The sequence below is a fragment of the Streptomyces sp. WG5 genome (assembly GCF_049974565.1).
Classification (GTDB): domain Bacteria; phylum Actinomycetota; class Actinomycetes; order Streptomycetales; family Streptomycetaceae; genus Streptomyces.
Genome location: NZ_JBNGGC010000002.1, coordinates 11,226 through 27,375 on the forward strand (window position 1 = coordinate 11,226; position 16,150 = coordinate 27,375).

General features: G+C 73.0%; 5 protein-coding genes and 1 pseudogene. 5 read left to right on the forward strand and 1 reads right to left on the reverse strand.

All coding sequences use genetic code 11. The annotated features are described in order from the left end of the window. The first annotated feature begins 23 nt into the window (after window positions 1-23). Together ACP4IX_RS01970 and ACP4IX_RS01975 are read left to right on the forward strand one after the other, a co-directional pair. Window positions 24-6,314: an SDR family NAD(P)-dependent oxidoreductase gene (locus ACP4IX_RS01970; protein ID WP_426554558.1), complete on the forward strand. Its 6,291-nt coding sequence runs from the start codon at window positions 24-26 to the stop codon at window positions 6,312-6,314. A 5-nt stretch (window positions 6,315-6,319) separates the two neighbouring features. Then, complete coding sequence (locus ACP4IX_RS01975) at window positions 6,320-14,299, forward strand: beta-ketoacyl synthase N-terminal-like domain-containing protein (protein ID WP_426554559.1); 7,980 nt, start codon at window positions 6,320-6,322, stop codon at window positions 14,297-14,299. A gap of 149 nt (window positions 14,300-14,448) precedes the next feature. Here ACP4IX_RS01975 and ACP4IX_RS01980 read toward each other — a convergent pair. Then, window positions 14,449-14,610, reverse strand: a pseudogene (locus ACP4IX_RS01980) (IS6 family transposase); the annotation flags it as partial. Window positions 14,611-14,825: 215 nt separating this feature from the next. On the opposite strand from ACP4IX_RS01980, the gene ACP4IX_RS01985 reads away from it, so the two are divergent. The 3 genes from ACP4IX_RS01985 (at window position 14,826) to ACP4IX_RS01995 (ending at window position 16,132) form a co-directional block, all read left to right on the forward strand. Further along, on the forward strand, window positions 14,826-15,233 hold the full coding sequence (locus ACP4IX_RS01985; RefSeq protein ID WP_426554560.1) for a hypothetical protein: 408 nt from the start codon (window positions 14,826-14,828) through the stop codon (window positions 15,231-15,233). Continuing rightward, the gene (locus ACP4IX_RS01990; RefSeq protein ID WP_426554561.1) at window positions 15,215-15,658 is read left to right on the forward strand and encodes a hypothetical protein; all 444 of its coding nucleotides are present in this window, start codon (window positions 15,215-15,217) and stop codon (window positions 15,656-15,658) included. The genes ACP4IX_RS01985 and ACP4IX_RS01990 overlap by 19 nt, the downstream gene beginning before the upstream one ends. Before the next feature lie 108 nt (window positions 15,659-15,766). Beyond that, window positions 15,767-16,132 (forward strand): DUF4440 domain-containing protein, encoded by a 366-nt coding sequence (locus ACP4IX_RS01995; protein WP_426554562.1) that lies wholly within the window; start codon window positions 15,767-15,769, stop codon window positions 16,130-16,132. Window positions 16,133-16,150: the final 18 nt, after the last annotated feature.

Below are 16,150 nucleotides of genomic sequence, written 5' to 3' on the forward strand. Positions count from 1 at the left end.
CCCCTGCAGGAGTGTCCGCGCAGATGAGAGCAGAACGTGCCCAGGTTCCCGTCGCGGTGGTCGGTCTCGCCGCGTTCACCCCAGGCTCCCGAGACGTGGCAGGGTTCTGGCGGAACGTCCTCGCCGGCCGGGATCTCATGTCCGACGTACCGGTGGAGCGTTGGTCACCGGCCGACCACTACGACCCTGACCCGTTCGCTCCGGACAAGACCTACGTGCGGAGGGGCGCGTTCCTGCCTGACTTCGAGTTCGATCCGTTGGCGTACGGAATCCCGCCGAGCGACCTTGCGGCCACGGACACCGCCCAGCTGCTGGCCATGATGGCCGCGGGTGACCTGCTGGCCGACTGCGGCCTTGGGCGGATGACCGCACAACAGCGGGAACGGGTCGGGGTGGTGCTGGGCACAAGCGGCCTGGCCATGGGGTTCGAGGTGTCAGCGCGGCTCTCCCGGCCGGTGTGGAGAAGGGAACTCCTCGCCTCCGGTCTCGACCCGGCCGCGGCCGACGAGATCTGCGACCGGATCAGTGCCAACTTCCCGGCCTGGACCGAGGCGACCTTCCCCGGTCTGCTCGGCAACGTGGTGTCCGGCAGGATCGCCAACCGGTACGACCTGCACGGCGTCAACCACGTGACCGACGCCGCGTGTGCCTCGTCGCTGGCCGCGCTCTCCACCGGACTGGGTGAGCTCGCCCTCGGCAGCTGTGACCTGGTGATCTGCGGCGGCGTGGACGTGCTGAACGACATCACCACGTACGTATGCTTCTCGAAGACTCCGGCGCTCTCTCCGACGGAGGACTGCCGACCGTTCGCGGCCGACGCCGACGGCACCATGCTCGGCGAGGCCGTGGTCATGTTCGCGCTGAAGCGGCTGGCCGACGCCGAACGCGACGGGGACCGGATCTACGCGGTGATCCGGGGCCTCGGCGCAGCGTCGGACGGCCGGAGCAAGGCCATCTACGCGCCGCTGGCCGCCGGCCAGGAACGGGCGCTGCGCCGGGCGTACGACGTGGCCGGGTACGGCCCGGAGAGCGTGGAACTCGTCGAGGCGCACGGCACCGGGACCAAGGCCGGTGACGCCGCCGAGGTCGCCGCGCTGAGGGAGGTGTTCCAGGCTGAAGGACGCTCTGACCGGCAGTGGTGCGCCTTGGGCTCGGCCAAGTCCCAGTTCGGGCACACCAAGTCCTCCGCCGGCGCCGTCGGGATGCTGAAGGCCGTACTCGCCCTGCACCACCGGGTGTTGCCTCCGACCATCAAGGTGGAGCGGCCCAACCCCGAACTCGAGCTTACCGATTCCCCTTTCTACCTGAACACCGCCACCCGGCCCTGGATCAGCGGCGCCGGTCGGTCGCGCCGCGCCGGCGTGTCGAGCTTCGGTTTCGGAGGCACCAACTTCCACGTCACGCTGGAGGAATACGTTCCCGCCAGGGGCGGTCGACGAGCCTGGGACCTCCCGGCGGCCCCCGGCGAACTCGTCCTGTTCAGCGCCCCCTCCCCCGGCGCACTGGCCGAACTGATCCGCCGGCCCCGGCCCGACCGGCCGTTGGCGGCGATCGCGCGGGAGTGTCAGGCGGCGTTCAGGACCGAACACCGGGCGAGGCTGGCCGTGGTGGCCGACGACGCCACCGATCTTGCGGGGCGGCTGGACGCGCTGGCGGTCCGGGTGGAGGCCGGGGTGCCGTTCTCCGCGCCCCGGGCGCACTTCGCCACCGGTGATCCCGCCCCCGGCCGGGTCGCCTTCCTTTTCCCCGGCCAGGGCGCGCAGTACGTGGGCATGGGTGCCGAACTCGCCGTTCACCACAGGGCGGCCCGGGATGCCTGGGACGCGGTCGCGGCAGTCCTCCCGGTGCACCGGGAGGTGTTCCCGCCCCCCGTGTTCAGCGAGGAGGACCGTGCCTCGCTGGAGGCGGCACTGACCGCCACCGAGGTCGCTCAGCCGGCGCTGGCCGCGCACAGCCTGGCCCTGCTGGCCGTACTGTCGGATCTGAAGCTGACGCCTGACTGCGTGGCAGGGCACAGCTTCGGTGAACTGGTCGCCCTGCACGCGGCGGGCTCCTTCGACGCCCCCACCCTGGTCCGGCTGGCCCGGCGGCGGGGGGAGCTGATGCGGGACGCGGCCACCACCGCCGGGGGGATGCTCGCGGTGAACGCGCCGCTGGAGCGCATCGAGGAGCTGACGGAGCAGGTGAACGGGGTGTGGGTCGCCAACCACAACGCGCCCCGGCAGGTCGTCCTGGCCGGCACGGACCAGGCATTGACCACCGTGGAGGCCCGGTGCGCCGCGATCGGCGTGGTCACCCGCCGGCTGAACGCCGCCGCCGCGTTCCACAGTCCCCTGGTCGCCGACGCCACCGAGCCGTTCACCCGTTTCCTTGCCGACCTCACGGTCCACCGGCCGGCACGGACGGTGTACGCGGGAGCCGATGCGGCCCCGTACCGGCGCGAACCGGCGGCGGTGCGGCGCGGCATCGCCGCCCAACTGGCCACGCCGGTGCGGTTCGGCGACATGGTGGAGGCGATGTACGAGGACGGGGTGCGCACCTTCGTCGAGGTCGGGCCCGGCACCACCCTGACCGGGCTGACCGGTGAGGTACTCGGTGACCGTGAGCACGCGGCGATCAGCCTCGACCGGCGCGGAAGCCACGGGTTGGCCGCGTTCTACGACGGGCTGGGGCGGGTCGCAGTGCGCGGGGTCGCCATGGACCTGTCCGCGCTGTGGGAGGGGCACAAGCCCGTGCCCGAGCCGGATCGTGAGGAGAAGCCCCGGATGACGGTCCTGATCAACGGCGGCAACCACCGCGATGACCATCGTGGCGGACGTGCCACTCCCGCAGCTCCGGGACCGGTGGCGTCGCCCGACGGGGCGCCGGGGCGGCCGGGGCCGGTGGTGCCGCCCGCGGCGGTGTCGGAGGCGACACCACCGGTCCCGGGCCCCGGCACCGCGCGGCCCGTCCCGGGCCCGATGCCGGCGGCGCAATTGTCGGTCCAGCCGGTGGCCTGGTCGGCGCCGGTGTCCTCTGCCGGCCCGTCCCCGAAACCGGTCCCGGGTCTCGCCGAGCCGGCCGGGCCCGGCACGCAGGCACCGCTGATCCCCGGCCAGGTGGCCACGGACAGGCCCGGAGACATCCGGCCGGGCACGCCAGCTCCCGTGGCCACCCCGAGCGTCCGGTCCACCGGCTCGGCCCACCCCGCTCCGTCGACGGAATGGTTGCGGCTCCTGGCCGAGGCCCAGCGGCAGAGCGCGGAGGCGCATGCCACGTACCAACGGGTGACCGCTGAGAACCACCAGCTCTATCTGCGGACGGCGCATGCCTCGATGGAGGCCCTGCTCGGCGCCGCCGGTGTCCGTCTCCCCGCCGTCGGCGTGGACGCCCCGCAGCCATGGCCCGTCGCAGAGGTCGCGGTGGATGCCACCGGCGCGCAGGTCGTGCCCTCCGGTCAACCGGTCCACGCCCCGGTGCCGTCAGGTACGGTCCCCGGCTCTGGCCAGCCCTTCCGTTCCGGTTCGGGCGGCGATAGGGGTGAGGCGACATCGGATGCGCCGGCGCCGCCCCCGCAGGCCACCGTCGTGCCGTCGCCCGTGGAGCCCCCGGCGCCCGGGCTGGTGCTGCTCGGGCCGCAATCGGACGCGTTGCGGCTGGACGGGGTGCCGCTGGACGGGGTGCCGCTGGACGCCGAGTCGATCGGTGCGCTGCTGCTGGAGGTGGTCGCCGAGCGCACCGGCTACCCGGCGGACATCATCAACCTCGACATGGAACTCGAGGCCGACCTGGGCATCGACTCCATCAAGAAGGTCGAAGTGCTCTCCCGGGTCCGCCAACATGTGGGTGAACTGCCCGCAGCCGACCTGTCCGAGCTGGCGTCCTTGCGCACGCTGCGGGAGATCTCGGTCAAGGTCGCCCAGATGGCGGGACAGATAGATGACGCCGGCGACCAGGCGTCCGCCGGTCCGCCGCCGGTGTCCCCGGTGTCCCCGGTGTCCCCGGTGTCCCCGGTGTCCCCGAAGCCTCTCGGGACCTCCGCCCCCGGATCCCCCGAGGACGTGGACTCCGAGCCCGCCGCCGGTCCGGAAGCCACCGATGCCCCCGCCGCCGAAGTCCCCACCGCCACCAACCGTCCGGAGCCGGTCCGCCTGGCGGTACGCGCCCTGCCGCTGGCGCCGGCCGGGCTGGCCCTGGCCGGTCTGCGCGACCGGGAGCTCCTCGTGCTCGACGACTCCACCCGGGTGGGTCATCTGCTGGTCGAGGAACTCGCGGCCCACGGTGTGCCGGCCCGGCTCGTCACCGGTCTTCCGGCCGAGGCACGGTCGGTGATCCTGCTGGACAAGGGCGACGACCCGCCGGCCGCCTTCGCGGCGGTCCGGGGGCTGGCCGACCGGCTCAGCTCGGCCGGCGGCCTCCTGGTCACCGTGCAGGACACCGGGGGCGACTTCGGGCTGAGCGGAAGCGGCGGCCGGCCGGTCCATGGTGGTCTGGACGCACTGGCCAGGACCGCCGCCCGGGAGTGGCCCCTGGCCACGGTGAAGGCCATCGACTGCGCACGCACCGGGCGCAGTGACAAGCAGGTCGCTGCCGCGATCGCCGACGAGCTCACCGCGGGCGGGCCGTCGATCACGGTCGGTCTCCCCGCCGACGGAAGCCGGACGGTTCCGCTGGCATGCCCCGTCGCACCCGGCCCCGTCGCACCCCGGGCCGATGCCGACTCGGTGATCGTGGTCACCGGCGGCGCACGCGGCGTCACTGCGTCGGCGATCCGCGAACTCGCGGCCGCCCACCGGCCCAGACTGGTGCTCCTCGGCCGTACCGCACTGGCCGAGGAGCCCGCGGGGCTGGCCGGGGCCACCGACGAGGCGGGCCTGATCCGGCTGCTCGCCACCGGCCCCCGCCAGGCCCCACCAGCCGAACTCGCCGCCGAGGCGCGGCGCATGCTGGCCGTACGTGAGGTCCGGCAGACCCTGCGGGCCCTGGAGGATGCGGGCTCGCCGACGCGCTACCTGTCCGTGGACACCCGGGACGAGGTGGTCCTGCGCGATGCCCTGGCCGAGGTACGCCGGGACTGGGGCCCGATCACCGGGGTGGTGCACGGCGCCGGGGTGATCGCCGACCGGTTGATCGGTGCCAAGACCGACGAGCAGTTCGCCCTGGTGTACTCCACCAAGGTGGACGGGCTGCGCGCCCTGCTGGCCGCCACCGCCGACGACCCGCTCTCCCTGCTCGTGGCGTTCACCTCGGCCTCCGGAGTGTTCGGCAGCCCGGGGCAGGCCGACTACGCGATGGCCAACACCGCCGTCGACCATCTGCTCTCCGCGTACGCCGCCGCCCATCCCGGTTGCCTGACACGCTCTTTGGCCTGGGGTCCTTGGGACGGCGGCATGGTCACCCGGACGATCGCGGAACGGTTCCGCGCCGCCGGGGTCGAGCTGATCGAACCGGCTGCCGGAGCGCGCGCGTTCGTCGCCGAACTCGCCGACCCCGGCGGGCCCACCCGGGTGCTGCGCGCCGCCGGGGACGTGGCTCCCGACGTCCTTGCCGGGCAGGGACCGGTCGCCGAACTGACCCTCGCCCGGCCGCAGTACGCGCTGCTGGACGACCACCGGATCGACGGGGCACCGGTGGTTCCGGTCGCCGTCCTGGTGCACTGGTTCACGGGGCTGGCCCGGTCCTGGCGGCCGGACACCGGCCCGTTGGTCCTCCACGACCTGCGGGTACTCCGCAGGATCGAACTGCAGGAACCGGGCGAGAGGCTCGTGCTGCGCGGCCGGACGAGGACGGACGAGTCCGCGCGGCGCGGCGGTCTCACCGTCGAACTGGGCGCCGTGGGGGCCAAGTACGCCGGCACGGTGGTCGCCGACGGCCCGCCGCCGGACCCGCACCGCTGGCGAACGCCGGAAGGCCTCGAAGAGGTCCCCGAACCGTACGACGGACAGGCGCTCTTCCACGGCCCGGTGTTCCAGGTCCTGGACCAGGTCCGGCTCGGCGCCGACGGGGGTGTGGCCGCGCTCCGCCCCCGGGACGTCGAGTCCTGGCCGGCCGTGCCCTGGACGGTGGACGTCGCCGCGCTCGACGGCGCCCTCCAACTCGCCGTCGGCTGGACGTTGCGGGCCGGTGTCGGGGCGGCGCTGCCGATGTCAATCCGGGAGTGCCGGATCCACCGGGCGGGGACCGACTGGGGAGCCGCGCGCGTCGTCGTCTCGGCACGACGGACCGACGGGATGTCCGCCGAGTGCGACGCGGCCGTACTGTCCGAGGACGGCACCGTGCTGGCCGAGCTGCTCAGGGTGGAGCTGATCCGCCGGCCCGACCTGACCGAGGGCTGACGCGGATGCGTTCTCCGGAAGCGACTCCTCGGCAGGCGCCGTTCTTCGAACCGGTCGCGATCGTCGGGCGCGGCTGTGTACTGCCCGGTGCGCTCGACCCGGACACCTTCTGGGCCCAGATCGCCGCAGGCCGTTCCGCCCTGTCACCGGTGCCCGACGGACGCTGGCGGGTGCCGCCGGCACGGGTGTCGGGCGCACCTGGTGACACCGATCGGATCTGGACCGACATCGGAGGCTACGTCCACGGCTTCGACGAGGCGTTCGACCCGACCGGGTTCGAGCTGCCCCCGGCCGAGATCGCCCCACTGGACCGGGTGTTCCGCTGGGTCCTGCACGCCGGCCGGCAGGCGTTGGACGAGGCGGGCCGGCCCGACCTCGGCCGCGCGGGGCTGGTCCTGGGCAACCTGGCGTACCCGACCACGGACATGGCCCGTTACGCCGAGCACGTGTGGCTGTCCGGTGCGGGGAGGGCGGGGCCGAGCGACGACTTCCGCCCCGATCCCCTGAACCGGTTCGGGGCCGGTCTCCCCGCCCATCTGGCCGTTCGCGCGCTCGGCCTCGGCGCCGGCGGTCATGCCCTGGACGCCGCCTGCGCCTCCTCCCTGTACGCGCTGAAAGCCGGCTGCGACCGGCTGCGGGACGGGGACGCCGACCTCGTGCTGGCCGGGGCGGTGGCCGCCGCCGACAACCTCTACATCCATCAGGGGTTCTGCGCGCTGACCGCGTTGAGCCGGTCGGGCCGTAGCCGTCCCTTCCACCGGGAGGCGGACGGACTGGTGCCCGCCGAGGGCGCGGTGCTGTTCGCACTGGCCCGGCTCGATGACGCACTCGCCCAGGGCATGCCGGTCCTGGGCGTGATCCGGGGCATCGGGCTGAGCAACGACGGCGTGGGCGGTGGCCTGCTGGCCCCGGATCGGGCCGGTCAGGAGCGCGCCGTGCGCGCCGCCTACGCCTCGGCCGGGATCGCACCGGAGACTGTTTCGCTGGTCGAGTGCCACGCGCCGGGCACCCCGAGCGGGGATGCGACCGAGGCACTGGTGATGCGTGAGGTGTTCGCTGATGCGGTGGACCTGCCGATCGGTTCGGTCAAGTCCAACCTGGGGCACCCGCTCGCGGCGGCCGGCGGTGCCGGTCTGCTGAAGGTTCTCGGTGCGTTGCGTGCCCGGGTGCGGCCGCCGTCCCTGCACGCGGACGCGCCGTTGGACGTGCTCGCCGGAACGCCGCTGCGCCTGCTGCGGGAGGCCGAGGAGTGGCGCGGGCGGCGCAGGGCAGCGGTCAGCGCGTTCGGATTCGGCGGCGCCAACGCGCATGTGGTCGTCGATGCCTGGGAGCCCGGTCGGGCCGCATCCACCGCTGCCCTCTCCCCCCGCCCTGTTTCCAGCCGGCCACGGGTGGACCAGCGGGTGGCGATCGTGGCGATCGGTGCACGGGCCGGGCCGGGGGCCGGCTACCGGGACCTGTGTCACGCGGTCCTGGACGGCGCGCCCAGCCTCGGCCCCCGGCGCTCCATCGAGGTCGCGCTGGCCGGGCTGCGGTTCCCTCCGGCCGATCTGGCCGAGGCGTTGCCGCAGCAGGTCCTTGCCTTGGAGGCGGCCCGGGAAGCCGCCTCCGCGACCCGGCTGCCGCCCGACCGGACGATGGTCCTGATCGGCATGGGCACGGACCCCGAGGCGGCGCGTCCCGGTGCCCGCTGGCGTGCGCCGGGCTGGGACACCGCCTCCGGCCTGCCCGCTCCGGTGCCGGACTGGCCGGACGCCTTCCGCGCCCCGCTGGTCCCGGAAACCGTGCCGGGCACCATGCCCAACCTGGTGGCCCACCGGATCAACGCCCAACTGGACCTGCGCGGCCCCAGCCATGTGGTCTGCGCGGAGCAGGCGTCCGGCCTGGTCGCCCTGGATCTGGGGGCGCGGGCGCTGCGGGCGGGGGAGGCGGACGCGGTGCTCGCCGGCGCGGTCGACCTGTCCCATGAGCCCGTGCACCTGGCGGCGCTGGGCGCGCTGGGAGATCACCGGCCCGGTGGTGACGTGGCCGTCGTCCTGGTGTTGAAACGCCTGACCGACGCCGAGCAGGACGGCGACCAGGTCATCGCGTTGCTCGACCACGCGACGGACCGGACGGCCCCCGTCGGCCTGCTGGTCGGCGACGCGGACGCCGGAGGCACGGACGGGACCCACCGGATCCGGGACCACGAGGTCCCGCCCGATCGTGATGGCGCCAAGATCGACAGGGGCCGGGCGGGGAACCAGGAGGACGGGGACGACCGGGACGCGATCGGAGGGGACGGCGAGCCGGCCGGCCGGCCGCCCACGCCCCGCGTCACCGCCCGGTACGACCACAGCGAACTGTTCGGGACGGCTCATGCCGCGCACGGCGCGCTCGCCGTGGCGGTGGCCGCGATCGCGGTCCACCACCAGGCGGTGCCACGGTCGGGTGCGGCCGCGCTGCCCGCCGACGCGCCCCTGACCGCCTGCGCCCGGGTGACGCCCCTGGGCGCCTCCCCGATGTCGGTCCGCCTGCGCCCGGCCGGCCCGCCGCTGCCCTGGTCCTCGATCGCGCCCCGCTCCCACGTGTTCTCCGGCGCCGATCGGGCCGAGGTGCTGGCCGCACTGGCCGACGGACGGGAGTCCGACACCGGTCCCGCCCGCCTCGTGGTGGTGGTCGACCAGGTCTCCGAGACGCTGCGCGAACGGCTGGCGGTCGCACGCCACTGGTTGATGTCCGGCGGGCCCCGCCCGGACCAGATCGCCTACCAGGACGCCCCCACGAGCGGGGAGGTGGCTTTCGTCTTCCCCAGCGGCCAGGCGAGCTATCCCGGGTGCGGGGCGGAACTACGACTCGCCCTGCGCGCCCCCCGCACCGAGGAAGCCGCCCGGCCCGTCCCGGTGCCGGAGCCCCGGCACCCCACCGGCGCGGATCCGGTCCCGGTCGTGACGCGGATCCGGGACACCACCGAACTCGCCGCCCTGCACGGCGAGATCACCCAGAGCCTGCTGGGCCTGCGGCCGGACGCGGCGATCGGCTTCTCCTCCGGGGAGTCCACCGCACTGATCGTGCTCGGCGCGTGGCCCGACGCGGCCGGCCTGTACCAGGCGGTCTCCGACAGCGACGTTTTCCGGTTCGACCTGTCCGGGGAGTTCCGCGCGGCGCACCGGTTCTGGCGCGGACACGGCCAGGAAGGGGGGCGTTGGGCCGAGTACCTGGTGCACGCGTCCCCAGCCGACGTGCGCGCCGCCCTGGCAGGCGAACCACTGGCACACCTGCTCGCCGTCGACTCGCCCGACACGTGTGTGGTCGGCGGACTGGACGCGGCCTGCAGGCGCGTGCTGGACCGGATCGGCCCCGGGCTCCCGATGGCCGACGGGTACCAGATGGTGGCGCACGCCCCCGAGGCGAACCAGGTCGCGGCCGCCTTTCGCGCGTTGCACCGCCGGCCGACCAGTCCCACGCCGGGCATCCGCTATTACAGCGCGGCCACCGGCGAGCCGTACCCGGTCGATCCAGACCACGTCGCGGACGCGCTGCTCACCCAGATGACCAGCCCGCTCGACTACCCGAAGGTGGTCGAGCAGGCCTGGACGGACGGGGTGCGCGTGCTGATCGAGCACGGCCCGCAGAGCGGGCGTACCCGGTCGATCCGCCGGATCCTGGCGGACCGGAACCACCTGGCGGTGGCGCTCGATGTGCCGGGACGGGGACTGCGGCAGCTGTGCGACGCGGTCGCCGAACTCGTCGCCGCCGGGGTCTGCCCTGATCCCGCGCCGCTGTTCGACCGGCTCACAGCGGCCGCCAGGCTGCCGGCTGATCCGGGGAGGACGATCACCCTGCCGGCGCACCCGCCCGCGATCCGGCTGCCCGGAACAGATCATCCGGAGCAGCGGATGGAACCCGCGCCGGTATCGCCTCCGGCGACGGTACCGACGAAACCGGTCGGCGCGCCGGCCGGTCCCGGTACGGCGGTCCCCTCCGATGCCCAGGGCTCGGCCTCGCCGCGTGCCAGGGCTGTGCCCGTCGCACGAGCCGCGTCGATCGGCCCGGTGAGCGCTGCGGACCACCCGGTGCCGCCCCTTGCCCCTGCGAACCGCCGGGCGCCGGCTGTGGCCGCTGCCGACGATCCGGTGCCGGCACTTGCCGCCGCCCACCACGCCCGTCTCGCCGTCGCCCAGCGGGAGTTCCTGGAACGGCAGGGCCAGGCTCACGCGGCGTTCCTCCGCACCCGGCAGCTGGTGATCGGCGCGGTCACCGCCGTGACGGCCGGCGGTGACCGCGCCCTGTCCCCCGCCCCGGGTCCCGCGCACCTGCCGCAGGCCATCGAGCCCGCGCCGGTGGCGATCCCGTCACCGGGCTCTCCGCCCCTGCCGTGGCTACCGGCAGTACCGGAGCGGCCCACGCGGGGACTGTCGCTGCCCCTGGACCGTGCCCAGCTGGAGTACCTGGCGCACGGGCGGATCTCCGACGTCTTCGGTCCCGCCTTCCGCGCGCAGGACCACAAGCGACGGCAGACCCGGTTGCCGCGCCCCCCGATGCTCCTGGTGGACCGGGTCACCCGGCTCGACGCGGAACCCGGCTCGATGTCCACCGGCACGGTTCACACAGAGACCTACGTCGCCCCGGACGCCTGGTACCTGGATCCGGCCGGCCGGATGCCCGCGGGCCTGTTCATCGAGGCCGGCCAGGCCGACCTGCTGCTGATCAGCTGGCTCGGGGTGGACCTGCTCGACCGCGGCGACCGGGTCTACCGGCTGCTGGGCTGCGAGGTGACGTACCACGGACCGCGGCCGGCCGTCGGGGAGACGCTACGGTACGAGATCCACGTCGAGGGCCATGCCGAGCACGACGGCGTGCGGCTGTTCTTCTTCCGCAGCGACTGCTATGTCGGTGAGGAGCTGCGGCTGTCGGTACGCCAGGGCCAGGCCGGTTACTTCACCGACGCGGAACTCGCCGGTTCGCAAGGAGTGCGCTGGAGCCCGGGACCATCACCGGCAGGGGCGGTCGACCCGCCCGCTGTTCCTCCGGCCGCCACCGCTTTCGGTCCCGACGCCGTACGTGCCTTCGCCGAGGGCCGACCGGCGGACTGTTTCGGCCCCGGCTGGGATGTGTCGCGCGCCCATGTGCGTACCCCGACTCCCGGGGAGGGCCGGCTGTGGCTGCTGGACGAGGTGAGCGAACTCGACCCCGCCGGAGGCCCCTGGGGTCGTGGCTACCTGCGTGCGGAGAGCGAGGTCCGGCCTGACGACTGGTTCTTCGACGGCCACTTCTACAACGATCCGTGCATGCCTGGCACGCTCATGTTCGAGGGCTGCGTGCAGGCGATGGCGTTCTATCTGGCCGCGCTGGGCTTCACACTGGACCGGGACGGCTGGCGGTTCGAGCCGGTGTCCGACGAGTCCTACCGGATGCGCTGCCGGGGACAGGTCACCCCCCAGAGCCGTCGGGTCCGCTACGAGGTGTTCGTCAGCGGACTGTCCTCCCACCCCCAACCCACGCTCCGTGCCGACCTGCTCTGCACGGTGGACGGCCTGCCCGCTTTCCACGCCTCCGGGGTGGGGCTGGCACTGGTCCCGGACTGGCCCCTGGAGTACTGGCGGTGGCTGGGGCCGCCCGCCGTTCAGACCAGTGGGGCACCGGTGCCGCTGCCGGTGCTCGGTGGGCTGCGCGGTCTGCACCCCGACCCGGCGGCGGCCACTCTCGCCGGACGGAGCGCGAACTTCCCGCTGATGCTGGCCGCAGCCTGGGGCCGGCCCAGCGCGTTCGGCACCCGTGGAACCCAGTTCGACGGTGGCAAGCGCTGCGCTCGACTGCCGGGCCCGCCCTACCTGTTCGTCACCCGCATCGTCGACGCCGGCCTCGAACCGGACCGGCCGCGCCCGGGTTCCTGGCTGGTCGCCGAGTACGACGTACCGGAACAGGCCTGGTACTTCGAGGAGAACGGCACCCGGGTGATGCCGTTCGCGGTGCTCAACGAGGTGGTCCTGCAACCGTGCGGGATGGCCGCGAGCCTGCTCGTGCCGCAACCACCGGACGCCCCCGAGCTGCTCTTCCGCAACCTGCAGGGGAACGGCACCGTCCTGCGGGACATCCCGGCCGGGACCCGCACCCTGCGCACCAGGGTCGAGCTGGGGGACCTCTCGCAGTTCGACGGCGTCACCCTCGTCCCGTTCGAGGTCTCCTGCGAGGCGGTCGACGAGACCGGCGCCCTGCTGCCGGTCATGGAACTGTCCACGCAGTTCGGGTACTTCCCGGTGGCCTCGTTCGCCCGGCAGCCCGGATTGCTCCCCACCGCCACCGAACGCGCCCGGCTGGCCGAACCCTGCGACCGGGTGGTGGAGCTGCGGCATCGTCAAGAACGCTACGGCTCCGGCTCCCTGCGGCTGCCCGGACCGATGCTGCTGATGCTGGACCGGATCACCGGGTACTGGCCCGATGGCGGACGGGCGGGACTTGGCCGGCTGCGCGCCGAGCGCAAGGTCGATGCCGGGGACTGGTACTTCCGCGCCCACTTCTTCACCGACCCGGTGCAACCCGGGTCCCTCGGCCTCGAAGGTGTGGTCCAGCTGCTCCAGTGGTACCTCCTCGAACGCGACGCCGGCACCGGACTGACCGCCCCACGCTTCGAGCCCGTGGCCGTCGGTCACGAGGTGCGCTGGCTCTACCGGGGCCAGGTGGTGCCGAGCGACGGCGTGGTCACGTTCGAGGCCGAGATCACCGAGTACGGGACCGACGCGCGCGGCCGATACGTACGTGCCGAGGCCTGGCTGTGGATCGACGGACGTCGCATCTACCACCTGCCCCGCATCGGGGTCCGGGTGGTCGACGGCCATCCGGCCGTGCGGGAGCTGGAGCTGGACCCGGCAGTGGACACCTGGCTGGACGACCACCGGCCCAACTACGTGGTTCCCGCGGTGCCCCTGATGACCACGGTGGATCAACTCGCCACCGCCGCTGCCAGGCTGACCGGTCAACCGGTCGCCGGCCTGCGCGAGGTTCAGCTGCACCGCTGGCTTCCCCTGCCCGGCCCCGCGCGGATCCGTACCGACGCCGAACCGGCGGCCGGAGAAGGGACCGCGGTTCGTCTCTCCGTCTGGCGGGAGGCCGGTGAACTGTCCCGGTACGAGGTGGTCGGCGAGGCCACCGTACTGACCGGAACCGTGCCGGAGCCTCCCCCGGCCCTGCTTCCTCAGCTCCCCGACGGCCGGCCGCAGCCGGACCCGTACGAGGCCGCGGAGCTGTTCCACGGCCCGGCGCTGCAGTACCTGACCTCACTGGCCGTGGGCTCCACCGGCTCCAGCGCGGTGCTCGACGCCGGACGGGGCACCACGCCGTTCGGCCAGCTGGGGCAGGGGCTGCTCGACGGTTTCCTGCACGCCATCCCGTCCCAGTCGCTCTGGCGGTGGATTCCTGGCCTGTCCCAGGACATGGTCGGCTACCCCCACCGGTTGCCCTGGCTGGACCTGTACGAGCCGCTGCCGACCAGCGGTGAGCTGCGGGTCGAGGCCCGGTTCGCCGGCTTCGACCAGGGGCACCACCTGCTGCCGGTGATCGACGTCCAGGCCCAGATCGGCACCCGGGTCGTGGCGCGCCTGAGGCTGGTGGAGATCCTGGTGCGCCTGCCGGGGATCGAGCGGGTGCCGCTGCGGGACCGCAGGGCCTTCGCGACGGGCCTCCGGTATGTCCCCACCGCCAGTCTGTCCAGCACCCGGGACGGGATCACCACACTCTCCGTCGACACGGTCCGACGGTTCGACACCCTGCCGGGCACCACCTCACGGATCTACCGGCTTCCGGCCGGTCTTCCGCTACCCGAACGCAGCACGCGCATCGCCGTCAAGGAGCACGTGTCCGGCCTGGCCAGGGCCCATCCCGGACAGATCGAGGTGGCAGCCGACCTGCGCTCGGCCTGGGTGGCCGGTACCCCCGGCACGGTCTGGCCGGTGCGGGTCGAACACGAAGCGGACGTGGTGGTGGTGCGTTGCCCTCTCCCCGACTGAGATGCCTGGCCCGGGGTCCGGTACGGTGCCGGCTCCCGCCAAGTGGACCGGCCGTAGGTACCACTGAGGGGCGCTGTCACATTACTCGGGTGCGTGGGTCTCTGGCGGCGCGTCGGGGCGTGGGGAGGGGCCGGGTTCCGGGCCGGTGCTCAGGCCTCGGCGCGCTGGCCGGCGGCGCGGGTGGTCTGGTCCCAGATGGCGAAGCGGATGGTCATCCCGGCTCGGTCGCCGGGGGCGGTCATCAGGTGGCGGCGGGGCCGGAAGTCGGGTGAGATGCCGCTGAATGCGGCCAGGAACCGCTGGGTTCCGCCGACGTCGCACTCCGGCCTCTGCCCCGTACAAGCCGGTAGCAGCGTCAGTTTGTCCAGGTCAGCGGAAGAAGCAGCCCAGCTGACACGGGTGACCCATCAGCTGCAACCAGCCCAGCGGACGCCGTACCTTCAGCTTCTCTGAAATCGACCGTGCCGCCGGAGAACGTCACTGCTCGGAGAGGCTACTGGCCGCGTGGCGGTCGAGAGCGATCAAGATGTACCCCTCGGACTTCCGGGGCACCGCCGAGGACGCCCGGATCACACTGCTCGCGGCCCTGTGCTCTTCTCGTCAGGCGGAGATCACTGACGCTCTGGTGGAGCTGCTGGTTGCCCTGGTCCACAAGATCAACGCGCGTGCCGAGCGGCGGGCGGAAAGGCAGCTCACCGCGGAGTTGAAGAAGGTCCGGGGCAAGGAAGGCATCCTCTTCAAGCTTGCTGACGCGGCGATCGGCAAACCCCACGAGGTGGTACGCGAGGCCCTGTACCCGGTGGTCGGGGAGAAGACGCTGCGCGACCTGGTCGCAGAGGCGAAGGCGAACGAGAAGGCCTTCAAGGCCAGGTCCGCACCACCCTGCGGTCCTCCTACAGCTCGTACTACCGGCAGATGCTGCCGCCGCTGCTGAGGACGCTGGGCTTCAAGTGCAACAACACCGCCTACCGCCCGGTGATGGACGCGATGGCGCTGCTGGAGAAGTATGCGGAGGTCGATGGCAAGTCCCGCTTCTACGACGCCGGCGACACGGTGCCGATGGACGGCGTCGTACGCAAGGACTGGCGCGAGGCTGTCATGGACGGCAAGGGCAAGGCCGAGCGCATCCCGTACGAGCTGTGCGTCCTGGTCGCGCTGCGGGACGCGATCCGGCGCCGGGAGATCTATGTCGAGGGGGCCTTGCGCTGGCGAAACCCGGAGGACGACCTGCCGGGCGACTTCGAGGCCGCCCGCACCGTGCACTACGCGGCTATCCGCCAACCCCAGGACCCGCAAGCGTTCATCACGAGCCTGAAGCAGCTGGCTTCGTTCACGTTCGGCGGCAGCACTTGTGCATGATCACTCCGCCGAGAGATGTTCGCGAGTTTTGACGGCAGCGCCGTGCCGTCGTCGCGGCGAGTGATCAATTCACTGTGCCTTGGCAAACAGCGTCCGTAGGGTTTGCGCATGACAGATGAGAGTGAGCGGGCCGTGCAGGCGGCCATCGATGGGGAGATGCGGCTTCTCGATCCCGAGGTGCGTGCTTCCCCGGCCCGTGTCCTGGAGCTTCTGGATCCGGAGTTCATCGAGTTCGGGGCTTCTGGGCGCCGGTGGGACGTGGAGTCGATCCTCACGGTGACGAGCGGAGGCTCGGTGTCTCCGGAGTCTCCGGTCAAGGTCAGTGAGATGGCCGGAGTCGTCCTCGCTCCGGGCATCGTTCATCTGACGTACTTCGCCGACAACCAGGGCCGCCGGGCATGGCGGAGTTCTGTGTGGCGCCTGACGGAGACGGGCTGGCGGATGTACTTCCACCAGGCCACTTTGACCAGTTGAGTGGGTGGGACCGCCGCC